Origin of the sequence: Bacteroides xylanisolvens (assembly GCF_018289135.1) — a bacterium.
GTDB lineage: Bacteria > Bacteroidota > Bacteroidia > Bacteroidales > Bacteroidaceae > Bacteroides > Bacteroides xylanisolvens.
This window is the reverse complement of sequence record NZ_CP072216.1, coordinates 5,860,191-5,885,303: the sequence shown is the minus strand read 5'-3', so window position 1 is coordinate 5,885,303 and position 25,113 is coordinate 5,860,191. Positions and strand designations below refer to the sequence as shown.

Here is a 25,113-nt window from a genome sequence, read left to right as displayed (position 1 = left end):
CATTATTATGCTTGTATATCACCTACAGCGACCTGATACTCATGCCATAATTCGTCAATACTATATTCATTCCCTAAAATATGTTTGATAGCACCATCGAACGACCAAGGCACCACCTCCAACGTACTGCGATTGAACTTACGCAGGAATTCAGGATCTTTGTTATCACGCAACCAGACAAAGAAATAACCGGCTGTACGATAACCGTCCATATAGTTCCCGCCTTTCGGACGGGCATTCGGTCCGTCAAATCCTCCATTGGCAACCCGCACAGCATCTGCCATTCCCTCGATAAATGCCCAGAACACACGATTGGTTCCATAAGAACCGATTCCTTGCGGTTCCAGCTGATAAGCATGTGTCAGTTCATGCAACAATACCCCGCGCGTTTCGAAAAACAACTTTGCCGTATCATTCGCTGCAAAAGATTTTTCAATATGACGTGTACTGTAGAAAATCGTCACATCACCATTGCCACCGCCTTTAGCAGAAATACCGTTGATATCTTCCAAAGTATAATGTATCTTGTGCACTGCGGGAATACTATCTTCCGGAGAATTGTAAAGAGTAGCTAATACAGTACGTGCCTGTTCCTTGATGTACGATTCAGCATCGGGAATAATCCGGTGATAAATGTCCGATCCCAACGTTTCCGGTGCTTTATCCTCAAACAATATAGCACCTGTATTGTACTCTTTCCATACATCAAAATTATCCTTCACCTGCTTTTGCACACTTGCAGCACAAGCCCCCATACCTACCAGCAGGCAAGCAGCATAGATTAAATGTATCTTTTTCATATTTCTTTATTGATTATTGATTGATTCCGTTAGTTAATGAATAAGGTTTATCCTCCGGTGATAATCCGCGGCGTTTGTTAGGTGACGCACCCATCTTGAATTCAAGCACGCCTCCTTTCAAAATGTCTTCATGTGTAATATACATCTTGTCGTATACTTTGCCGTCCAATTTCAGCGACTGCACGTAACGTTTCTTATCGCTGACACCCGGCGCTTTGATCTCTAATGTTTTTCCATTAGGAAGCGTCATCTTCAGATAAGGTAGGTAGGGCGCTCCCAATACATACTGGTCTGTACCAGGACAAACCGGATAGAAGCCCATCACGGAGAAAAGGTACCATGCTGACATCTGTCCGCAATCATCATTTCCACCCAATCCGTTAATATCATTCTTATACATCTTATTCAGAATCTCACGCAGCCAGTACTGTGATTTCCACGGCTGGGAAGTCCACGCATATAGATAAGGAACATGGTGGCTCGGTTCATTACCATGCACATATCCGCCGACCAAACATTCTTCCGTAATATCCTCATTATGCTCATAGTACTTCTCCGGCAGATGCATGGAGAACAGTTCATCCAGTTTCTGCACGAACGTCCCTTCTCCTCCCATCAAGTCGATCATGCCAAATACATCGTGTGGCACATGAAAAGAGAAATTCCATGAATTGCCTTCGATAAAACCTTCACCATAGGTTTGCAATACATCAAACTCTTTCTTGAAAGAACCGTCACTATAACGGGGACGTGCAAAACCAATACTTGTATCATAGATAGTACGATAATTGAGGGCACGCTTTCGGTAAGTCTCCGCTATTTCCTTGTTACCTGCCTTCAAAGCTGTCTGATAGATAGTCCAATCGTCGTATGCATACTCCAAAGTAGAAGAGGCTGCTGTACCACTTTTGTCAAGCGGAATATATCCCAGCTTCATATAATCAGCTATACCTTCATAATACGGAACGGTGGATGTACTGACCATTGCCGCCAATGCCTCATCCACATTCGAAAAGACGCCTTTGGTTATTGCATCCGCCAGTACAGACACAGCATGATAACCGCTCATACACCAGTTTTCATTTCCCATCAGACTCCATATCGGCAACATTCCGTGCACGCTTTGTTGCTCATGTTTAATCATGGATTCCACCATATCCGCATTGCGTCCCGGTTTCACCAGATTCAGGAAAGGATGTTCCGCACGATAGGTATCCCAAAGGGAAAATATAGTATAGTTGGTGAATCCTTCCGCCCGGTGTATGTTATGATCCAGCCCACGATAGGAACCGTCTACATCCATATACACAGACGGATTAATCATGGTGTGGTAAAGAGAAGTATAGAACATTGCTTTCTGATCGGGCGTACCTTCGATCTCGAAATGCTCCAGTTCACTATTCCAATCTGTACGAGCAGCCTCCGCCAACTGTTCGAAACTCTTTCCGGAAGCCTCGGCATGCAGATTCTTAATGGCCCCTTCCGTACTGACTGCCGACAATGCCACTTTTACAACCAGTTCCGAATTGTTAGCGGTATCGAAGTTAAAGTAAGCCACGATTTTTCGACCTGTGATTTCGGGGAAGTTCTTTTCCAACTTAAAACGACGCCAAAAGCCATTGTACAATACTTTTTCCTTATCCTTATATCCGTAGTCTTTAATCGGCTGTGACAAAGAGATAGCAAAATAGGTATAATTCGTACGCGCCCATCCATTGGTGATACGATATCCGGTCAACAGAGTATCGTTTTCGACTCTCAAATTGGCCCATAGAACTTTGCCGTCATAATTATAAATACCATGCACCAGATCCAAAATCAAATGACCATCTTTTCCTTTCGGGAAGGTATATTTATGTATACCCGTCCGTTGTGTTGCTGTCAGTTGGGCCTTAATGCCATAATCGTCCAGTATCACTTCATAATATCCGGGAACAGCTTTTTCTGTAGCATGGTCAAAACGTGAACGGTATCCCTCTTCCGGATAATCCGCCCGACCGGGATTTAACTTCACATCGCCAACAGCAGGCATCAACAAGATGTCTCCCAAGTCAGAATGTCCCGTACCACTAAGATGAGTGTGACTGAAGCCAACAATGGTCTTGTCCCTATATTGGTAACCAGCACAATACTCGTAGGCATTTTTCTGATAAGCTCCATTTATATTATGCGGAATTGTGTCTGTGTCCGGACTCAACTGTACCCATCCGAAAGGAGTGCAAGCACCGGGAAAAGTGTGCCCCATCCCATTGGTCCCGATAATCGGATTCACATAGTCTACCGGCTGTTGAGCTATGGCGGACAAAGTTACTGCCGCCATAGTCATCATCAATACTTTCTTTCTCAAATTATTCATATCAGCTTACTTTGCGTCACGAGAGAATGAATACGGGAAGTCTGATTCGTTGATACCTCTTCCCTTATTCGGTTTGTTATCCATATCAAACACCAGACGACCGCCTTTCAACAGATCGAAATGGTTCAGATAATTCTTTGTATAATTCTTGCCATTATAATTCAATGAACGAATATAACGATTATCATCGTTATTCTTCGGGGCGGAGATTTCCAATTTCTTGCCGTTCTCCAGTGTAATCGTTGCTTTCTTAAAGTAAGGAGCTCCCATCACATATTCATTGCTGCCCGGACATACCGGATAAAATCCCAATGCAGTAAATACATACCAAGCCGAAGTCTGACCGTTATCTTCATCTCCACAATAACCGTCCGGAGTAGGAAGATAGAGGCGGTTCATCGTCTCACGCAACCAATATTGGGCTTTCCACGGTTCGCCGGCATAGTTATACAAGTAGATCATGTGCTGGATAGGTTGGTTGCCATGTGCATAGTTACCCATGTTAGCAATTTCCATTTCACGAATCTCGTGAATCACTCCTCCATAATAGCTATCATCAAATACAGGAGGAAGATTGAATACAGAATCAAGCATACTGACAAACATCTTCTTGCCGCCCATCAGGTCAACCAGTCCTTGTACATCGTGGAATACCGACCATGTATAATGCCAACTATTTCCTTCCGTAAAGGCATCTCCCCATTTAAAAGGATTGAAAGGAGTCTGGAAAGTTCCGTCGGAATTCTTTCCCCGCATCAACTTAGTTTCCGGATCGAACAGATTACGGTAGTTCTGACTCCTTTTCTTATAAACATCCAGTTCTTCTGCCGGACGGCCTAATTTTTCACCCATACGGTAAATGCACCAGTCATCGTATGCATATTCCAATGTGCGTGCCGCATTCTCATTAATTTTCACATCGTATGGCACATAGCCCAGTTTGTTATAATATTCATATCCACGGCGTCCGGTAGTAGAAACTTTCGGATGTACGCTATTGGCCCCTTTCAGTAGGCCTTCGTACATTTTTTCTGCATCCGCTTTGGTTACATTCTTCATGAAGGCATCCGCCACTACAGAAGCTGAATTGTTCCCAACCATACAACCACGATGGCCCGGGCTTGCCCATTCAGGAAAGAATCCACTTTCAAGATAGGTATTCAACAGGCCTTCCTGCATCTTCTCACCCATTGAAGGATATATCAAATTAACAAATGGAAACAAGCAACGGAAAGTATCCCAGAATCCAGTGTCGGTAAACATATATCCCGGACGGATTTCACCATTATAGGGGCTGTAATGCACAGTTTCTCCCTTACCGTTTACTTCGTAAAACATACGGGGAAACAACACCGAACGATACAAACAAGAGTAGAACGTACGCATACGGTTCTCATCGCTGTCTTCAACCTTGATACGCCCCAAGACATTGTTCCATGCCTTACGACCGGCCTCTTTTGTCTGTTCAAAGGTCTTATTACCAATTTCTTTCAAGTTCAGTTCAGCCTGTTCAGGACTGATGAATGAGGATGCCACCTTTGCATGTACCAGTTCTCCTTTCTTCGTTGAAAATCCGATAGCAGCACCCACGTGATTGGATTGTAGTTCGAGATGTGTTTCAACCAAATGATAGTCTGCCCATACTTTATTGAAAGTAAAAGGCTTGTCGAACTCTATCACAAAGTAATTTTTAAAGTTTTGAGGAACACCGCCACTATTGCGTGTCGTATAACCAACTATTTTATTTTCTTCGGGAATCACCTTCACATACGAACCGCGGTCGAAAGCATCTACCACCACATAGGCATCGGAGGTTTCAGGGAAAGTGAAACGGAAATATGCGCAACGTTCTGTCGGAGCTATTTCAGTTGTCATGTCATACTCTGACAAATAAACACTGTAATAATAAGGAGTGGCTTTCTCTGCCTTATGAGAGAACCAGGAAGCACGACTGTCCTGATCGATCTTCAACTGTTTAGTCATCGGCATGATTGAAAACTGACCGTAGTCATTGATCCACGGACTGGGCTGATGGGTTTGCTTGAAACCTCTGATTTTGTCGGATGCATAAGTGTAAGCCCAACCGTCACCCATCTTTCCGGTTTGTGGCATCCAAAAATTCATTCCCCAAGGCAACGCGATGGCAGGATATGTATTCCCATTAGATAGTGATATTTTCGAATCAGTTCCCATTAAAGGATTCACATAGTCTACCGGTTGCTTTTGTGCAAAGGTAGAGGAAACTCCCAATAGCAGGGCTATTGCGAAAGATAGTAGTTTCTTTTTGTTCATGGTCTACGAATTAAACTATTAATACTAGATTATCAAGTCTTTTTTATTTATGTTACAAATTAAAGCATCTTTCAGCAATTATCAGTCCTCTGATACGCCAAAATAAGAAAAAATAGCAGTATAGTCAACCAAAGGAAACGAGTGTCAACGAGAGTACAAGTTAAACAACTGAGAATCAAAACATAATATTTATGTGTATACAATGAGAGTACAACCGAAAGACTAACCGTTTAAGCAATAGAGAGAGGATAATTAGCCTTTACCCTCTCTCCAATTCTATCAGAAACAAATATTTATTATTACCTAATTAATTCCATCCCGGGTTCTGATGTCCTTCCAACGCAGGATTAGCCTGAATTTCATCTAACGGGATAGGCCATAACAAAGCATATTCAGGAATGGCACCGGCTCTTGTGCTTCCATCTGGCTTGTTTTGGATTTGAGCCGATGCAAGAGCAGTCCATTTCAATTTTCCTGATTCTGTAGATGCTTCCGGATACAAACGAGTACGGCGAATGTCGTCCCAAATCTTAAATTCCAACGGTAACTCATGTAAACGTTCAGTCAAAATCGATTGTATTAAATCATTTCCTGTAGCCGTCTCATCTGCCAATCCAGCACGTTTACGCACTTGATTGAGATAATATTTAGCTCCACCGACAGCATTATCTTCATGATTTGTACGTGCCAGACCTTCGGCCGCAATCAGCAAGACTTCCGCAAAACGGAATACCGGCATATTATAATCACCGTCGTGACCGCTAATCAAAGCATTTTCATCAAACCACGCCCAGTTGCCTGCATTGTTCAAAGTATAAGTCTTTCCTGCAGCATCGGTATATTTCTTAAAGAAGAACTGTTTCTCATGTCCTCGAATATCATTAGAGGCATAGCTGTTAAGCAACATATCACAGGGAAGGTATGCATTATACAGCACGTCTCCTCCCGGATGGAACACTCCCCATTGGAAAGCATCTGTACCAATAGAACGACAAGCATAAGAGTTACCTACACTATAATCACTATAATTATATTCTTTAGCATAAATGATTTCTGCAGAACTTTTCGTAGTCTTGATTACATTATATGCCGAGCTCAAATCATCAGTCGTTCCATTTGGATGAATAAGTTCGTGAGGACTATCATTGATCACTTTCAAAGCCATCTGCGCTGCTTTTCCATAATAGTCTGTTCCACCGTTTAACGGTGCACCAGCCCATTGCAAATAAACTTGTGCCAGCAAAGTCTGCGCCATTGCCCTAGTGACATAACAGCCATTATCATAAAACGTTTTATTCGGCAATGCATCCCCGTTGACAATATCCAGCAAGTCGGCTTCAATTTTCTTATAAACCTCTTCAGCAGAAAGACGTTCTTTGTACATACCTTCTGTAGATGTGTAAGGTTCTGAAATATAAGGAACACCACCAAATTCTTTGACCAGCCAGAAATATCCATATGCACGGAAGAATTTACCTTGAGCCACATAATTATTAATAGTAGCTTCATCCAGCACACCGGTCATTGTCGGAATATTGGCAATAACAAAGTTGGCACGTGAAATACCTTTATAAAACTCATGCCAGTATTTCATTGCAATATCATCAAAAGATTCAATATTGAAATTACACCCTTCGGATGCCGTAGTAAATGTTCTATCCTTACGCTTATCAACGTACAATCCGGACACAATACCACCCCACATTGTCGCTTTAGGAGTCCAGCCACCGCCTACATCAGTGTTGTGTAAATAAGGTACACCACCGAAATACAATGCGTTCACACCCGACTCCGCATCAGCTTTCGTCTTCCAGAATTGGTCAGATGACTTCATATCCAATGGTTCTTCTTTCAGGAAATCGTCGCATGAATTCAGCAACACAGAAAGTGAACACATACAAAATGCAGATATATATACTTTTAATAGTTTCATAATTCTTATAGTTTTTATAACGGTGAATTAAAATGCTACATTAAGACCGAACGTAAACGTTCTCGGACGCGGATAGGTGAAGAATTGGCGGTTAGCCCCCCATTTGTTGTCACCTAAACGAGATGAGTTATCCGGATCATATCCGTTATAGTCCTTAGAAGTAATCAGGAATGCGTTATTCACATTCGCATACAAACGCAATGAAGACAGACCGATCTTCTTAATCAGTGTCGGATTGAAGGTATATCCGAGCTGAATCATGTTACAACGCAAATAAGAACCATTGCAAACCCAGTCATCATCTGCCTGGTTATTAGCTCCCTGACCAAAGTTATTCAGACGAATTGCCTGTTCTTTACCCGACGGATTGAGAGTTGGATGCCATGCTTCCTTATAAAGACGGTCTATACCGTTAGTTAGGAAACGGGCTACAGTAGAGTGATAATATTCTTGCATCACGTCCACCCCCCATGTAAACTGGAAGTCTAAAGTCAAATCAAATCCTTTATAATTGAAGGTATTGATGAATGAGCCCATCCAGTCAGGTAATCCGTTACCGATAATTTCGCGTTTCTTATAAGTTACCTTTTCACCAATAGTGGAAGGTATGTTCATTGTCTCCGGATCCCAGTTAGACGGAATACCATCGTAAATACCGGCACGCTTATAACCATAGAAAGAGGAAAGCTCTTCACCTTCACGAATCAACATATCGTAACCCACAAAACCGTCGGTCGTAATCTGACGCTTACCGGTGACAGGATCAACAGATGCACTTTCATCCAACTTCTCTACACGGTTTTTGTTGAAACCTAAATTAAGAGTGGAAGTCCACTGGAAATCATGTGTCTGAATAGGATATGCTGTAACCAGAATATCTACACCACGATTGGAAACGGCTCCAATATTATCCATAATGGAAGAGTAACCTGTTGATTCAGGAACCGGACGGTCGAGCAACAAATCCGAAGTATACTTATAATAATAGGAAATATCGAAATTCAGTCTGTTATTGAATAAACCCAACTCGAATCCTAAGTCCCACTGTCCTGTCTTTTCCCATTTCAGGTCCGGATTAGGCATATTGTCCAGATAAGACACTACATGCAGAGCATCACCAATGATCGTATTCGACTGGCTCACCGTAGCCAATGATTTATATGTACCAATTTCCGAATTACCTGTCAGACCGTAAGAAGTATGTAATTTCAGCTTGCTGATCAATGAGTTATCTTTCAAAAAGTCTTCATTAGAAATCATCCAACCCAAGCCGACTGACGGGAAAAATGCATATTTATTGTTCTGTCCGAATTTGGAAGAGCCATCATAACGACCGGTTACGGTAGCCATATACTTGTTGTCATAAGAATATGCCAGACGCAAGAAATAAGAGTTCATCGCCCACTTGTCGTAATCATTGCCTACAGAAGGACGGTTCGTTCCGGAACCTAAATTATAATATCCGTAGAAGTCATCAATATACTTACTGTCGGAAGCTTCGAATTTGGTATAATTATACTCTTGCCAAGACATACCCGCCATTGCATTAATGTGATGTTTGTTTATATCTTTCACATAAGTCAAATAGGTTTCTTCCTGCCAATACAAAGAGTTGGAGTTATTTGCAGAAGCTGCTCCCTCGGAACTTTGATTAATCATCGGACGCGGAGTGAACGGCGTATAGTTAGCATCACGATTATTGTGATAGTCGATACCGAACTGGGTCTTCAGATCCAATCCTTTCATGAGATGGAAAGTCAAAGCAGCATTACCAAAAATCTGCGTACGATATTGCATAGCCTGCATCCGTTCGAGCAACTCAACGGGATTACCTACACCTTCCGGGCTGAATCCTTGTTTTCCGCTATTAGGATCAGTCTGATTATTGAGAATAGAGCTTGTATTAATAATGTTCGTCTGCGTATATTCACCATCCAGCTTAACCGGTAAGAAAGGCAACTGTTCGATCATTGTACGCAATGCGCCTTGTCCGTAAGGGTTATCAGAAGTTCTATTACCCCAAGTATGATTTACTAATAAATTAACGGAAGTAGACAGCCAATCAGTCGGTTTGTCATCATATGCCAATTTTGCATTGATACGTTTGAAGTAAGAATTCAACAAAATACCCTGTTGATCGGTATAATTGATGAATGCTCCGATAGAAGATCCTTCTCCTGTACGTTGGATACTGATCTGATGGTTATGAGAGATGGCAGTGCGGGATGCTTCATCCTGCCAGTTGGTATTATATTTCGGAGAACCGTCTGCATTGAACAAACGTTCGTCTGTGAATATCTGTGACAGATCAGTTGTGAAGTTCTTGCCTTGAAATTCGTTGGCATTTTCCAATCCCTGCTTGAAGGTAGACATCCATTCGTTAGCATCCATTACGTCTATTTTTCTAGCCATCTTACCGATAGACAATGAACCATCATAGGAAACATGGACTCCTTTTCCTGCATTACCGCGCTTGGTAGTCACCATGATAACACCATTCGCACCACGGGCACCATAGATGGCAGCAGAGGAAGCATCTTTCAATACTTCGATAGATTCGATATCATTCGGATTAAGCAATTCGAAGTTTGACATCACCACTCCATCTACTACGTACAGCGGTGATGCCGACGCGTTGATAGTAGAAATACCACGAATGATGACACGCGATTCTCCACCCGGCTGACCGGTATTAGAGAAGATATTCACACCGGCCACTTTACCCTTCAATCCGTCAAGCGCATTGAATGATTGTGCTTTCAGCATGTCTTTACCTTTGGCTGTGGAAATGGAACCCGTCAAGTCTGATTTGCGCATGGTACCATAACCTACAACGACTACTTCGTCCAGTGCTTTCGTATCCGATTGCAGAACTACGTTCAGAACATTACTCTTTAATTCCGAGACTTTAAATTCTTGTGTGATATAACCAATATACGAAAACACCAAGGTGGCATTGGAAGGAACAGAGAGAGTGTATTTACCGTTAATGTCAGTGATTGTTCCTGTACTACCGTTTTTAACTTTCACCGTACCACTGATAACCGCCTCTCCCTGATCATCGGTTACCGTACCGGAGATTGATTTTACAGATTGAGCATTCATGCCCAAACTCAACATCATACCTATTACAAATAAGGTAAGATACTTTAGTTTTTCATTCATAATTCCTTTAAATTTGATTAGTAATAAGGTTAATTCCCTTTAAAAAGATTGTTGCAAATAAAGGCTATTCGAATAAAAGTCCAATGCTCTACCTTGCCAAAAAAACGGCAAAATAAAGACACATATCTAAAGCACAGAATGGTAAATTAGAGCACAGATTAACACACTAATAATCAATACAATAAATCGACAAAAGGAATTTAGAGCACAAGGTTGTGACAAACAAATAAATAATAATGTTTCCCAACTAATCACCTATACGAAAGAATTTAACCTGACAATCAGCATACCTTTCGCTGTTCCCGATAATCTTTCGGTGTCATCCCGAACCGACGGGTAAACTCTTTATAAAAATAAGACCGGCTGGAAATACCGACCTCCATAATAACATCTTGAATAGAAAGTTCTTCATCAAGTAACAGGCGGGCTGCCTTTTCCATACGGTAACTCTTTATTAAATCACCGGGAGCAGTATTGGAAATTTCCTTGAATTTACGATAGAACTGACGGGAACTCATTGCCATACGATCAGCGATCAACGTTGAGCCCAGTTCTTCCTTGTCCAGGTTTTCTTCAATCACCTTTAACAATTTACGAATAAAATCAGCTTGTTCGGTAGTTGTACAGACAATCTGTCCCGCCAAATCTCCCAGTTCCTCCATATATATCTGCTTCGCTTCCCGCTTTCCATAAATAGCATTATGGACAACTTCCCGCAAGAATAATATATCATAAGGAAGTACAATATAAGAATCAGACCACAAGATCAGTTCCCGCTGAATGGCCGAACCAACTTTCCAGGTTAACAATGGAATAAAAGCTGTCTTTGAAAGCAGAGTACGATTCCGGCTAACATACTCCATAAAAGTACTTTCAGCATTGGCATACATTGTCATATCCACTAATAATAGAGCCGGAGCCGACCGACGAATTTCGTCAAAAGCAAGCTGCACACTCTTTACTTGATGAACCACGTATTCATCAGCCAGGAAATTACTAATCAACCAAGTCATTTCATCTCTGTCTTCCAACAAAAGCACAGTTTTTTTCCCTTGTTCACCTGCTACTGTCAAGACCGCCGGTTCAAAGATAATCGTCAACCGACTACCACTCTCATCATCATCATAACGAAGAACGGCATGAATACGTTCCAAAGCTGACCGTACAAAACCTAAAAGTAAATGCACAACAAACACATGATCGGAATCTTTCTCCGTCACTGAAGAAGCTTTATCTGAAAGATATTCATACAACGCTTTCGCAGTAGCATCTTTAGAAGAAAAATGTAGCTGCATCTTACCATCCTGTTCTGACATTTCTACTATTACGCCATGAGTACCCTTCATTTCAGTAATCCGGAGATAGCAGCAATAAAGAATACTGTATAACGCATTCTTGTAAACTGGAAATGTTAAGTGTTCCGGAATCATTGACGATATAGAAGAATGATCAATCCCTTGTTCTTCCAACGTACGCAACACCTCTTGAGAAACTCCCTGTATACTCATACGCGCAGAAACAATAAACCGATCCGGAAAGAATTGTTTAAGTTCTTCCAAAAACAGAGCGTCAGGATTAAGAAGTGCGCTCATCACAGTTTCGCGTATCAGTGACACTTTCTCAAGACATTGCTCATAAGAAAGATTCTCTGCACGCAATTGGTCACAATAATTATAAATAAGAGTAAAATCTTCAAGCATCCTACGGTTTGTATATACAGTCTCGGATTTCCGGCAACTTTCTGTCCCCATCAGTGTTTTCATCATCCGTTCCTGAAGGTAGTTTTTACGTAGCAAATATATCACGTACCCTAACAACAACAAAAAAATGATCAAATAAACAAAATAAGCCGCCACCGATCGATACCAGGGAGAAAGGATATATACCGGAATAGAAAAATGCCGATATTCTGTATCAAATACATCCCTCTTATAGCGTACCTTAAAGATATAATCACCTGCCGGCACTCCTGTATATGAGGCTTCATTAATACTACTAAAAGAGGTCCAATCCTTATCATATCCTTCCAACTGGTAAGAATATTCTATATCTTCTCCTGATAAAAAATCCGGAACAACAAAAGAAAGTGCAAATGAAACCTCCGTCCCCTTCAACTGTAATGCCTTACCATCGTCTGTATAGTAATCTCCATCCCCCTGAACCACTTGCGTATGTCCAACAGTCAACTTACGTAACAAAATATCCGGATAAAATTCCGGAGCAGCCTGCACCTCTTTATCCAAATAAAGCAACCCGTCAATCCCACCGAAAAAAAGCTCCTGTGTATATGGACACATGTAATAAGCATCATCACTAAACTCACCGATTTGAACACCTGCACTGTAAAAGTAGGCATGTGATGAGCCATTTATCGGATTATATTTAATCAGCCCCCGATTCGTACCAAGCCATAAGAGTCCGTTCTCATCTTCAAGTACACCATGAATCATATCATTGAGCAAACCTTGCTCCCGTCCGATATAGGTAGCTTTCATCTGTTTGCCATTAGAATTCAAACATACCAATCCTGATGTTGTCCCTACATATAACAACCCTTCTTTGGTCCGATACAGGCTGAGCACATCGTCTACCGACTTATGAAGCATTTCTTTCAAAGAAATCACTTTATATTCTTCAGTCCGCTTATCAAACCGTACGAGTCCTTTCTCCCGACTGCCAAGCCACAAAATAGAATCCCCTTCGGGCAACATTGGATAGAACATCGTAATTTCTCGCTGACCGTGAAAAAAATGATAACTTTTCTGCGACTTGAAACGAATGGTACCTGCCTGCTTCTCAAGTATTAATTTATGAAAACCGGAACCGGCTGTCACCACATAAAGTACACTATCATTTTCCTCATAAATGCCATGTATCTCGGTGGGTTGTGCCGGCAGATTCTCCACAGAATGCAAAGCTTTGTCTTCAAAAGAATAGTAAAATAGTCCCGGATCTCCAGATCCTATCCAAAAGCCATCCATATAACGGCTTTGAACCAATTTATAAACGGGAAATTCTTTATTCCATCGTATATAAGACACAACATTTTGCTTTCCTTCAGGAGAGTAAACTGTAACGGCAGAAACCTCCTCATTCTCACGATAATCCGGTATATGCAACAGTCCATCACCTTTCGTCCCGAACCATAGTCCACCACTATCGTCTGTCATAACAGAACGTACCTGCCTGCTTAAGTTAGATGACAGTTGATTGAGCATCAAATTGGTGGCAATAGAATATTTCTTAGCATACATAATCGTCCCTTGTCCGTCTGAAGCAACCCATAAGACATTCTGATGAGGATCTCGATAAATACTATATATACGTACATTCCGGTCGACCACTTCTTCTTTATATTTTTGTGAAGTACGGAGACGGACTAACCCATTCGTTCGAAAACCAATAATAATATCTTCATAGAAAAGGGCTATTCCTGCAATAGTTCCATTCTTCTGCACTAATGAAGAAAGGTTACGAATATAAATTTTAGATTGTCGGGAAATATCATAAACATAAAGATCATGCTCACTATCGATAAAACAAAGAACGCCATTCTGATAAAAGACATCTTCAATAGGTTTCGCATGAAAATTAGTAGATAAAACAGTTGAATGAATTGATAATGTGTCACAATCAAAAGCATCCTGCGAAACCTGTAACAGCTCCCCTGTTTGTTGAGTGAAAATCCACAAAACACCATCATCCGTGACGAACGCCCGTTTATCCATATCTTCTACGGGTACTTTCAGATTCTTAATCTGTACAAATCGTTTATAAGATGTATTATAGTAGAAAATTCCACCATGACTCACCACCCATGTGTTTCCTTTTGAATTGGAATGTAGATAATAATCATCTGTAAAGTCATAATATCCGACAACTTGCCGTGAATTCTGTGAAAGACGATTAATCCCCAAATGAGTAGAAATCCACAAACAATTATTATCCGCCTGCTGAATAGAATGGATTACGTTGTTACTCAAAGCCTTGGGAGCTGAAAAATCGGAACGGAAAACTTCCATGCTTCTGCCGTCATAACAATTGACTCCATCGTAAGTACCGAACCACATCAACCCTGTATTGTCTTGAAAAAGACAAAGCACAGCGCTATTAGATAATCCTTGCTGATAATCTACTTTCCGGAAGATATATGAATCTTTACCACCATCTGCCTGACAGATCAATGAATAAATCAATAGAACAAAAGGAAAAATCAAGCGCATTTTCATTGTGTTAATCATTAATATCATCTATTAAATATCAGGCAATCGCTTATATGTTTTGTTTCGCAGTGCGAAAGAAAATAGCCATTAATAATCGATGTCTTTGATTCTCTTTACACAAAGATACGTTTTTATACGGAAAATGCAACTCTATTTTATCAAGTACCTCTATTTTTCAACAATTACTTCACTACTAAGTTCACACAATCTAAGAGTCTGCCTCTTCCATTTTTCAATGATCTCATCATTATAAATAATGCAATCAGTTTTATTTTCATGCCGTACGTTTATCAATATGCATATTTAAGCCATGTGTTTATCATTGATATAAGACCTATAAAGTTGTATACCAATTGATATTCTTGTGGTGTATCTATGCTAACGACGCAGAGAAGTAAGCTTTGTTGATTACTTCTCTCTCAACACTGCTTACTTCTCATGTAATCTATTAATAGAAAAGTTGCTCTTGATTAAGTCCAAACTTTCTTTTTATTAACAGTAAAGTTGCCTTTCATCCCTTCCAATCTATAAATGCAAGCTTCATTTATAAAAACAAAGGTTCCGTTTTTAAAAACAAAGCTTGCATTTATAAAAATGAAGCTTTCATTTTAAGTTTGTAAATAACAAAAGAGAAGTTTACTATTAGACGAAAGGAAGTTTAGACTTAATCAAAAGAAACTTTATTGTTAATACTCAAGGAGAAGAGTAACTATTATCATTCAGTGGATATCATCCTAATAAAAAGTCTCGTATATCAATGAGACAACTTATTCAGTTATCTTTATGATATACGAGACTCAAATGTTATAAATAAAATCCTATTTTGCAGGATATTATTTTGCTAATTCATTAATCACATCCATTATCTTCTGACCGATTTCCTCGGCAGCTTCCATAGTAGAAGCTTCACTATACACACGGATGATCGGTTCTGTATTACTCTTGCGCAAATGCACCCATTTGTCGGCAAAGTCTATTTTCACACCGTCGATATCATTGATTTCTTCGTTCTTATAGATTTCCTTTACTTTGGCAAGGATAGCATCTACATCAATTTCCGGAGTCAGGTCTACACGGTTTTTAGCAATGAAGTAAGGAGGATAAGTAGCACGGAGCTCGCTAACCTTCTTTCCTTCGTGAGCCAGATGGCTAAGGAATAATGCGATACCTACCAATGCATCACGTCCGTAGTGACTGGCAGGATAAATTACTCCACCATTTCCCTCACCGCCGATAACGGCATTGGTTGCTTTCATCTTCGTTACAACATTTACTTCGCCTACGGCAGAAGCGCTGTATTCCATTCCATACTTGCGAGTTACATCACGCAAAGCACGGGTAGAGCTCAAATTAGAAACAGTGTTACCGGGGGTATGTTTCAGTACATAGTCGGCAACAGTAACCAGTGTATATTCTTCACCGTACATTACGCCATTCTCGCAGATCATTGCCAGACGGTCAACGTCGGGGTCTACAACGAAGGCTACATCAGCTTTTCCACCCTTCATTAAGTTCATGATGTCACCGAGGTTCTTTTCAAGCGGTTCGGGGTTGTGCTGGAAGTTTCCGGTAGGTTCACAGTAGAGTTTTTCTACATGTTTCACACCTAAACGTTCAAGAAGTTCGGGAAGAATGATACCGCCTACCGAGTTTACACAGTCAATGGCTACACGGAAATCTGCTTTTTTGATAGCTTCTACATCTACCAAGTCAAGAGCCAATACACTGTCGATATGTTTCTGGTTATAAGTCAGGTCTTTGCGGTAAGAACCCAAGTGATCTACGTCGGCATAGTCAAATTCTTCTGCTTCAGCAATACGAAGCACTTCGTTGCCTTCGGCTGCATTCAGAAATTCGCCATGTTCATTCAGTAACTTCAGTGCGTTCCACTGCTTAGGGTTATGAGAAGCTGTCAGGATGATACCGCCACAAGCGCCTTCCATTGTCACAGCAAGTTCTGTGGTCGGAGTAGAAGCAAGATCAATATCTACTACATCCCAGCCCATTCCCATTAATGTGCCGACTACTACGTTTTTTACCATTTCACCCGAGATGCGGGCATCGCGTCCCACAACAATCTTGTTGCTCTTCGCTTTGCAGGTCTTACGAATTAAAGTAGCATAAGCCGAGGTGAATTTTACAATGTCAAGCGGGTTCAGTCCTTCTCCCGCTCCTCCGCCGATGGTTCCGCGGATTCCAGAGATAGATTTGATTAGAGTCATAGGTTTTTAACTAAAAGATTTATCTAATGTTAGTGCTTTAGCTTTTTGCTTTCTCAAACTTCCAGATATCATAGAAATAAGGATTGACATATTGTTGTGCAGTTGTATGCCCCATCTTAGAAGGTACAATCAAGCGTACATGTGCATTATTACGCAAATAAGGTAAGGCAATCAACCAGCCGGATGGAATTGCAGTTCCATAACCTTGATTAACCCATAATAAATCATATTCCAAACTACCGGATAAAACGATTCCATAAACAGTAGACGCGTTTTGTACATAACGGAATGTTAATGGAAACTTATAATAATCAGGAGCATCCATCCATTCTTCTAATGGTACATTGAAACAAGTAACCTCTCCTGTCATCATATCCTTTTCTACATAACGAGTACAAATGACATTATTATTAGCAAAAGTGTCTACTTCATTAATAAACTCAACCCCATTCTCACCTTCCTCTTTCCCGCCACGATCTACGATCTGCATATATACGCCGTTGGAAAAAGCAACATATTCGTCATATCCATCCCCAGCTTCTTTTGAAGCCGTAACAGTGTCTCTTTCGAACTCTTCCAGTGAAATGACACGAATATCATTATCTTTGATGAACTTATTCACCGCATTTTTCTCGTCTTCCAGCATTTCTGCATAAGTCTTCGAATTGTCGCATGCCTGGAACAGACTTCCGGCGGTTAACAAAGAGAGAAATAAAAATACAAGTTTCTTCATTATCTGTTATTTAGCTATATTCCGCACAAATGTATCTCAAAATCATTAAAAGTTGAAAGGGGGAAGTTGAAAGTTCGTATCTTTTAACCTTTCCATATTCACTTTTAACCTTCCATCTTTAGCTTTTTGCTGTTAACAAAGGTTTATACTTCTCAAGCGCTTTCTCAAAGACCGCTTTTGCCTCTTCCATCGTTCCGAAAAACTCACCGCCCGAAGCGTTCAAATGTCCGCCACCGTTGAAAAATTCAGCGGCTAACTGATTACATGGAAAGGTTCCTACCGAACGAAGGGAGATTTTAATCATCGGCTTCTCTGTATCTTCCCGCAAGAAGCAGGAGAAACAAACATTCTTGATGGAAAGGGGGATGTTTACGAAGCCTTCGCTATCACCTTTTATATAGTTAAACTTACTTTGCTCGGCTTTTGTCAATGTGATTAATGCCGAATTACAATCCGGATAAACAGTCATGTTCGACAGTACATAGCCCATCAAACGCAAACGGCTCTCGGAATAGGTATTGTACACCTTACGGTAAATATCATCCTTATCGATTCCTTTGGAAAGTAGTTCGCTAATGATAAAATAAATTTCCCGGTTATTCGAATTATAAGTGAATCCTCCTGTATCTGTCATCATGCCTGTGTAGATACATTCTGCGCCTTCCTTCGTGATATCACTGAAATATCCCATACGACAAATCAGCCGGAATATCAATTCGGAAGTAGAAGAAATCTTAGGATAGGACATTACAATCTTACAGAAATCTTCGGGATACAGGTGATGATCGATCATGATTTTACGCGCAGGAGATGCAGCCACAGCATCTGCCATATCGTCAATACGCTTCAATGCATTGAAGTCGAGACAACAGATTACGTCAGCTTCGGCTATCAACTTATCGGCAAAATCTTTGTAACGGTCATACAAAAGAATATCCTTACTGCCCGGCATCCATCGCAAGAAATCGGGAAAGGCATTCGGCACAATTACGTTTACTGTTTTTTCCTGTGAATCCAGAAAATGATATAATCCCAATGATGAACCAATAGCGTCGCCGTCAGGAGAAACATGGGATACAATTACTATTTTGTCAGCTCGTTCAAACCATTTGGTAAAATGGTCTATTTTGGCTTGTTCAATTACTTTCGTCAACATACTCTTAAACTTTATCAAGGTGCAAATGTACGATAAATCTTTGTACTTAGAGCAAAAAGCGGACAGAACCTTCGTCAGACAAAGAGATAAATCGCAGACCGGATTTCTTGCATTCGCTTTCAAGTAGGTGTTTGCGGTATTCCGAGAGGGACGCGTCCAATATGACGTAAGAGAAAGAAAAGACCTGGGCGAGTTCTTCCAGATGACCGTCATATCCTTTGCATAAGTAAAGATACTGAATATATAACGGAGAAACGGTAGATTTGTTTCGCCAACGGTTATCGTTTATGACACATACACGACAACCATGATAGGATATAATCTGCTGTTGACGGTTAAGTTCAGCGTGCCGGCAATCAGCCGTTATTTCTTGGGGAGGAAGAAGGTGATGACGCTTCCAATAGTTAGCTGTCATGTATTTCAGACGTTTTTCATTGGAGAGAGTATCCATATAGTTTATCCAGGATTGCCCGTCACTTTTTATGCAATGTACTGCCGGACAACCACGCACATTGTAAAAGACTAAACTCGTTTGAGGACGATCCAACCAATACAGCGTTGCATGATAAGTCCCCATCAACAAGATAGAAAAAAGACAGATTTGCAGATTCCGGTATCGGCGATTCATGAAATAATAGGTTAGCAGAGCGATGACAATATAGATACCTAGCACTTCTGACTGATAAAGCCAAATTCCATCTATAGAAGCGCAAGGAAGCTGCTCTACCCATCGGACAAAGAAATTAAGTCCTTCCAACAGCTTCTTAACACCTCCGGCCACTCCTATCTGAAGCCAGGAGAAAGGAGTCAGAAGAAGCATTGCGACAGCAGCATATAAGATAATCGTAATCAAAGGAATAACAACTAAATTCGTCAATAGAAAATGCACGGAGAATCGAGAGAAATAAAACAGAACAAGCGGAGCTGTTCCTATTTGTGCGGCAATAGACACGCTCATGAGTCCCCAAACATACTTTCCTATTCTACTTTTCACGGTAATCAAATGGTAGATCGGCTTTTGGATAAGCAAGATAGAAGCAACAGCAAGGAAAGAGAGCTGAAAACCAACATCGAACAGCCATGCAGGATTACAGAATAACATCAACCACGCAGCTACCGCCAATGTATTTAAAGATAAAGGTTCACGACCAGTCATATCCGCCATAGCTAAAATCGAAAACATACTGACCGAACGTACTACCGACGGAGAAAGCCCTGTAAAAAAAGCAAAGGTCCACAATAAGACAAGAAGAAAAACAGAACGCACACATCTACCTATATTTCCTCTTCGGGCAATAGGTTTCAGAATGAAAAAGATCATTGTATATAAAAGTCCGATATGCAAACCGGATAGAGCAAGAATATGGCTTGCACCGGCCACCGAATAACTTTCACGAACCGAATCACTTAATTCTGTCTTATCTCCTATTGTTAGTGCTGAAAGTACTGCCAGTTCATCCCCGTTGAATCCCAGTTCCTGATAAAGTGAAACCACGTTTCTTCTACAAGAGCTGGTTACACTTTTGAGGTCAAAGTTATTCATTCCGTCGCATTTTATCCATTTCCCGGATGCAACATATCCTGTTCCGCTAATGCCTTTCCGCATCAGAAAGCGGGCATAATCAAATTCATCAAAGTTTCGATTGTTGAGAGGAGGAGAAATGTGGGCAGAAATCAGCAGTTCATCTCCACTCTTCAAACGGGAGGCAGACGAATCTTGCTGTAGATAAAGAACCGCAGTATGTCCTATCGGATATATGCCCGCAGTATCACGACGTTCTTTTAATAATGCCTGACAGAGGTAAGTATGTTCTTTTGGTTGAGCTGCATCCGTTATCAAAACCCGGTACACAGTTTCTTCTTTCGGAAAAGAGCAGACAGCCTGTTGCAATTGTCCAGTCATCCCAAGCCATCCTCCCGTAAAACAAAGAGCGGAGATAGCTATCCCAAAACACCATCGCAGCGAATAGCGTTTCAGAAAATAAAGAGCAAAAGACAATACAGCAAAAAAGCCAAAGAAGAGAATACCACAAAGGGGATCCCATGAACGGTCAAAAAAATGATCTCCACAAAAAATGCCTGCTATCCAAGGGATAAGCAGGCGTATAAATGGATATCGATGGATATAAAAGGAATTCAATAGATTAGTTACAGTTCGTGCAACTGACGAATCATTTCTACCGGATCCTGTGCACCAAAGACAGCATTTCCAGCCACCAGCGCATCGGCTCCCGCCTCAACCAGACGGGCTCCTGTTTCCAGGTTCACGCCACCGTCTACTTCAATCAGGGCTTTCGAACCTGTCCGTTCAATCAGGGCACGCAGTTCACGAACTTTTTCTACCGAATGTTCGATAAACTTCTGCCCGCCAAATCCTGGATTCACGCTCATGATAAGCACCATATACACGTCCCGGATAATATCTTGCAGAAGAGCTACAGGAGTAGCAGGATTGATCGTTACAGCAGGCTGCATCCCGGCTTCTCTGATTTGTTGAATCACCCGATGCAGATGTGGACAAGCTTCATAATGCACATTCATCGTATGAGCACCCAATGCTTTTACTTCCGGAATGAATTTCTCCGGATTCACAATCATCAAATGCACATCCAACGGCTTCTTACTTAACTTCGCTACATATTTCAGTACCGGAAAGCCAAATGAAATATTCGGAACAAATACTCCGTCCATAATATCAATATGTACCCACTCCGCTTCACTGCGGTTTACCATTTCAATATCCTTTGCCAAATATCCAAAATCGGCAGAAAGAATAGAAGGAGCGATAATCGGTTTCATAATTCTTTTATTTTAGGTTCTAATTGTCTCGTGTTCGGGACGGTTTTTATTCTATCTTATTGTCAGATCACTTCATCTTACACCCATCTTCCAGGTGATAACCACGAAGCAACTCATCTGTTTTCAGTCGTTTCTTACCGGGTAATTGTAAAGAAAGAATAGATACAAATCCATCCGGTACAGCTACTTTCATAAATTTCTTGCCATCAGTCACGATTGTTCCGGCAGCCAATTGATGTGATTCATAAACTTTCTCACTTTCAAATATTTTCACGACCACACTTTCTGCTTTTTCGGAAGCAATCAGTTCACTCCAGGCAGCGGGGTAAGGTGATAGTCCACGGATAAAATCGTAGATCTTCTTCACCGGCTGGTTCCAGTCAATCCGGCAAGTTTCTTTAAATATCTTCGGAGCAGGACGGAGTTCACCGACAACTGCCATTTCTTCTTGAGAAATTGGTTTGACCGTTCCATTCAGTATAGCATCTACTGTTTCAAGAACCAGCTTTCCTCCCAACATCATCAATTTATCATGTACCACTTCTACATTATCCGTATCTGCAATAGGCACACGTACCTGTTGAATGACCTCTCCGGTATCTATCTCATGCTTCAAAAAGAAAGTCGTAATCCCGGTTTCCGTATCACCGTTGATAACCGCCCAGTTGATAGGAGCAGCTCCACGATATTGAGGAAGTAAAGAAGCATGAAGATTAAATGTACCCAGTCGCGGCATATTCCATACCACTTCCGGCAACATACGGAAAGCAACTACAATCTGCAAATCCGCTTTCCATTCACGCAACGCTTCCACAAAAGCTTCATCTTTCAACTTTTCCGGTTGAAGCAACGGTAAATTCTGTTCGAGCGCATATTGTTTGACAGGAGAATATTGAATCTTATGTCCGCGTCCGGCAGGTTTATCGGGCATCGTAATCACACCCACTACATTATAACCGCCTTCTACCAATTGACGCAGGGCCTCTACTGCAAAATCGGGAGTCCCCATATATACTATTCTTAAGTCCTCTTTCTTCATCATTTTAAATATGTTATCATTACTTAGGCACGGATTAGTCTTCAGAAAAATGTACCAGCACTTGCCGATACGAATTAAATATCTTTGATTTAGAGACAAATCCCTGATAGCGGCCTTCCTCATCTACGACCGGAAGATTCCAGGCTTTCGTATCGTCAAATGTTTGCATAACCTGCTCCATTCCATCCGTATCGAAGATTTTGGCAGGAGCAGATATCATCAATTTATTAACAGTGAAACGATGATAAAGTTCTTGTCGGAACATGATGTTGCGAATATCGTCGAGCAATACAATTCCCAACAATTCACCCGTTTTCTTATCTGTCACCGGAAAGACATTTCTATGGGAAGCTGCAATTGCTTTCACCAGTTCGCCCAAGTCCATTTCCGGGTGTACGACAACGAAATCTTTCTCCACCACGTTTTCCATTTTCATCAGCGTCAACACAGCTTTATCCTTGTGATGTGTCAGCAATTGGCCCTTCTTAGCCAAACGCATCGAATAGATACTATGAGGTTCGAAAGCAATAATTGTCAGATATGAACTTACAGATACAATCATCAACGGAAGAAATAAATCATATCCACCTGTCAGCTCGGCTATCAGGAACACCCCTGTCAATGGAGCATGCATGACACCACTCATTACTCCCGCCATTCCCATCAATGCGAAATTCTTCTCCGGCAAATAAGCGGAGAAAGCAAAGTCATTGCTAAAATGAGAGAAAACAAAACCGGCAATACATCCCAGATAAAGCGAAGGAGCAAAGATACCACCACAACCACCTCCACCGTTTGTTGCACTGGAAGCAAATACTTTCAATAAGATAATCAGCATCAGATAAACCAGCAACAAATTACCATAGCCATAAAACATAGAGTTGTTCATGACCGTATCCCACTCTTCGGCAGACGTTCCATTCAACAAAAGATTAATCGTATCATATCCTTCACCATAAAGAGGTGGGAAAAGGAAAATCAATACACTCAACATCACACCACCAAAAGCCAGTTTCTTGTAAGGGTTATTGAGTTTGCCAAATACACCTTCTACCGAATTCATGGCACGTGTGAAGTACAACGAAATCAGCCCACAAAAAATTCCCAGCAAGATAACGAAAGGAATACGTTCCAGTTCAAATGCCTGATCGAGGTGGAACTTAAACATAGCCTCCGTACCAGTGACTATGTACGAAACAGTTGCTGCTGTCACGGCAGAAATCAGCAGGGGAAGCAAAGAAGACATGGTTAAGTCAATCATCAGCACTTCCAAGGTAAATACCAGTCCCGCAATCGGAGCTTTAAAAATACCGGCAATGGCACCTGCCGCACCACAACCTACGAGCAGCATCAACGTGCGATGCTCCATCTTAAACACGCTCCCGAGATTGGAACCGATTGCCGAACCTGTCAGTACAATTGGTGCCTCTGCTCCGACTGATCCACCAAATCCGATGGTTATGGCACTGGCGATAGTAGACGACCAGATATTGTGTCGCTTGATACGTCCCTGCCTACGGGAGATGGCATATAGAATTTTGGTGACCCCATGACTGATATCATCCTTTACAATATTACGCACAAACCAACCTGCAAGGAAAATACCGACTACCGGATATACCAAATACAAATAGTTAGCTTCTGTTGCATTGAAATTATTAGTCAGGAAATTCTGTATCTGATGGATAAAAAATTTCAATATTAACGCAGCAAACGCAGTGAAGATTCCGACCAGAAAACTTAATATCAGGATAAATTGCTTCTCCTTTATGTTCGCTTCCCGCCATTTGATACAACGCTGCAATAAACTAAGTTTTTCTCCTTTCATTTATTCGCGAATTATCTTTATCACTCCACCTTTTTCCAACTTAATAATACTTGAGGGTTTCGGCTTATTCATATCATCCTGACGAAAGCCAACGATATAATCTACCGCCGATTTGATTTCATCACTAATTTCACTAAAATTAGCAGCACCCGGCTGCCCGCTGACATTAGCCGAAGTAGAAACAATTGCTTTACGGAACTGCTGACAGAGTCTTCTGGAAAAATCTTCATTCGTCACACGAATCCCTACACTGCCATCTTCGGCCAGCAGATTAGGTGCTAAATTTCGTGCTCCGGAATAAATAATCGTCAACGGCTTGTCGGCAACTTCAATCAAATCCCATGCTACATCAGGTACATCCTGTACATAAAAATCCACTTTAACCGGAGAATCCACCAACACCAACATAGCTTTGCTATCAGCACGTTTCTTAATCTCATACACCCGGCGTACAGCCTCCTCATTAGTCGCGTCACAGCCTATACCCCATACGGTATCAGTGGGATAAAGGATCACTCCTCCTTCATTCATCACCTGACAGGCTTTTTTAATATCTTCTATCATTTC

14 protein-coding genes are annotated in these 25,113 nt (G+C 41.2%); all 14 read right to left on the bottom strand.

All coding sequences use genetic code 11. The features are described 5' to 3' along the window. Positions 1–5 precede the first annotated feature (5 nt). Entirely contained in the window at positions 6–800 is a 795-nt protein-coding gene (locus INE92_RS24130; protein WP_004313054.1) for a basic secretory family protein, read from the bottom strand. A gap of 13 nt (positions 801–813) precedes the next feature. Next, positions 814–3,156, bottom strand: coding sequence for a GH92 family glycosyl hydrolase (locus INE92_RS24125; RefSeq protein ID WP_195436587.1), 2,343 nt, complete (start codon positions 3,154–3,156; stop codon positions 814–816). Positions 3,157–3,162: 6 nt separating this feature from the next. Then, positions 3,163–5,448: a GH92 family glycosyl hydrolase gene (locus INE92_RS24120; protein ID WP_015532323.1), complete on the bottom strand. Its 2,286-nt coding sequence runs from the start codon at positions 5,446–5,448 to the stop codon at positions 3,163–3,165. Between the two features lie 307 nt (positions 5,449–5,755). Beyond that, the gene (locus tag INE92_RS24115) at positions 5,756–7,381 is read right to left on the bottom strand and encodes a RagB/SusD family nutrient uptake outer membrane protein (RefSeq protein ID WP_004311031.1); all 1,626 of its coding nucleotides are present in this window, start codon (positions 7,379–7,381) and stop codon (positions 5,756–5,758) included. Between the two features lie 27 nt (positions 7,382–7,408). After that, entirely contained in the window at positions 7,409–10,546 is a 3,138-nt protein-coding gene (locus INE92_RS24110) for a SusC/RagA family TonB-linked outer membrane protein (protein WP_004305436.1), read from the bottom strand. A gap of 281 nt (positions 10,547–10,827) precedes the next feature. Next, complete coding sequence (locus INE92_RS24105) at positions 10,828–14,787, bottom strand: helix-turn-helix domain-containing protein (RefSeq protein WP_015532321.1); 3,960 nt, start codon at positions 14,785–14,787, stop codon at positions 10,828–10,830. Positions 14,788–15,602: 815 nt separating this feature from the next. Further along, on the bottom strand, positions 15,603–16,991 hold the full coding sequence (glmM, locus tag INE92_RS24100; protein WP_004313060.1) for a phosphoglucosamine mutase: 1,389 nt from the start codon (positions 16,989–16,991) through the stop codon (positions 15,603–15,605). A gap of 37 nt (positions 16,992–17,028) precedes the next feature. Continuing rightward, entirely contained in the window at positions 17,029–17,724 is a 696-nt protein-coding gene (locus tag INE92_RS24095; protein WP_015532320.1) for a DUF4827 domain-containing protein, read from the bottom strand. A 118-nt stretch (positions 17,725–17,842) separates the two neighbouring features. Next, positions 17,843–18,880, bottom strand: a complete 1,038-nt coding sequence (locus tag INE92_RS24090) for a DHH family phosphoesterase (RefSeq protein ID WP_004313064.1) — start codon at positions 18,878–18,880, stop codon at positions 17,843–17,845. A 46-nt stretch (positions 18,881–18,926) separates the two neighbouring features. Beyond that, a complete protein-coding gene (locus INE92_RS24085; protein ID WP_134992988.1) occupies positions 18,927–21,020 on the bottom strand; it encodes a ComEC/Rec2 family competence protein in 2,094 nt (697 codons plus the stop codon). A gap of 8 nt (positions 21,021–21,028) precedes the next feature. Then, entirely contained in the window at positions 21,029–21,679 is a 651-nt protein-coding gene (rpe, locus tag INE92_RS24080; protein ID WP_004313068.1) for a ribulose-phosphate 3-epimerase, read from the bottom strand. 67 nt (positions 21,680–21,746) lie between these two features. Beyond that, positions 21,747–22,718, bottom strand: a complete 972-nt coding sequence (gene fmt / locus INE92_RS24075) for a methionyl-tRNA formyltransferase (RefSeq protein ID WP_195436588.1) — start codon at positions 22,716–22,718, stop codon at positions 21,747–21,749. Positions 22,719–22,752: 34 nt separating this feature from the next. Further along, entirely contained in the window at positions 22,753–24,546 is a 1,794-nt protein-coding gene (locus INE92_RS24070) for a chloride channel protein (protein ID WP_004313072.1), read from the bottom strand. Further along, on the bottom strand, positions 24,547–25,110 hold the full coding sequence (locus INE92_RS24065; RefSeq protein WP_004313073.1) for an L-threonylcarbamoyladenylate synthase: 564 nt from the start codon (positions 25,108–25,110) through the stop codon (positions 24,547–24,549). Positions 25,111–25,113 lie beyond the last annotated feature (3 nt).

Bases quoted from the DNA above. Each gene is read 5' to 3' on its own strand.
- INE92_RS24065 (WP_004313073.1), bottom strand. From the start codon at position 25,110: ATGATAGAAGATATTAAAAAAGCCTGTCAGGTGATGAATGAAGGAGGA.
- INE92_RS24090 (WP_004313064.1), bottom strand. From the start codon at position 18,880: ATGTTGACGAAAGTAATTGAACAAGCCAAAATAGACCATTTTACCAAA.
- INE92_RS24110 (WP_004305436.1), bottom strand. From the start codon at position 10,546: ATGAATGAAAAACTAAAGTATCTTACCTTATTTGTAATAGGTATGATG.
- INE92_RS24115 (WP_004311031.1), bottom strand. From the start codon at position 7,381: ATGAAACTATTAAAAGTATATATATCTGCATTTTGTATGTGTTCACTT.
- INE92_RS24130 (WP_004313054.1), bottom strand. From the start codon at position 800: ATGAAAAAGATACATTTAATCTATGCTGCTTGCCTGCTGGTAGGTATG.
- INE92_RS24105 (WP_015532321.1), bottom strand. From the start codon at position 14,787: ATGATTAACACAATGAAAATGCGCTTGATTTTTCCTTTTGTTCTATTG.
- INE92_RS24120 (WP_015532323.1), bottom strand. From the start codon at position 5,448: ATGAACAAAAAGAAACTACTATCTTTCGCAATAGCCCTGCTATTGGGA.
- INE92_RS24070 (WP_004313072.1), bottom strand. From the start codon at position 24,546: ATGAAAGGAGAAAAACTTAGTTTATTGCAGCGTTGTATCAAATGGCGG.
- rpe (WP_004313068.1), bottom strand. From the start codon at position 21,679: ATGAAACCGATTATCGCTCCTTCTATTCTTTCTGCCGATTTTGGATAT.
- INE92_RS24125 (WP_195436587.1), bottom strand. From the start codon at position 3,156: ATGAATAATTTGAGAAAGAAAGTATTGATGATGACTATGGCGGCAGTA.
- INE92_RS24095 (WP_015532320.1), bottom strand. From the start codon at position 17,724: ATGAAGAAACTTGTATTTTTATTTCTCTCTTTGTTAACCGCCGGAAGT.
- fmt (WP_195436588.1), bottom strand. From the start codon at position 22,718: ATGAAGAAAGAGGACTTAAGAATAGTATATATGGGGACTCCCGATTTT.
- glmM (WP_004313060.1), bottom strand. From the start codon at position 16,991: ATGACTCTAATCAAATCTATCTCTGGAATCCGCGGAACCATCGGCGGA.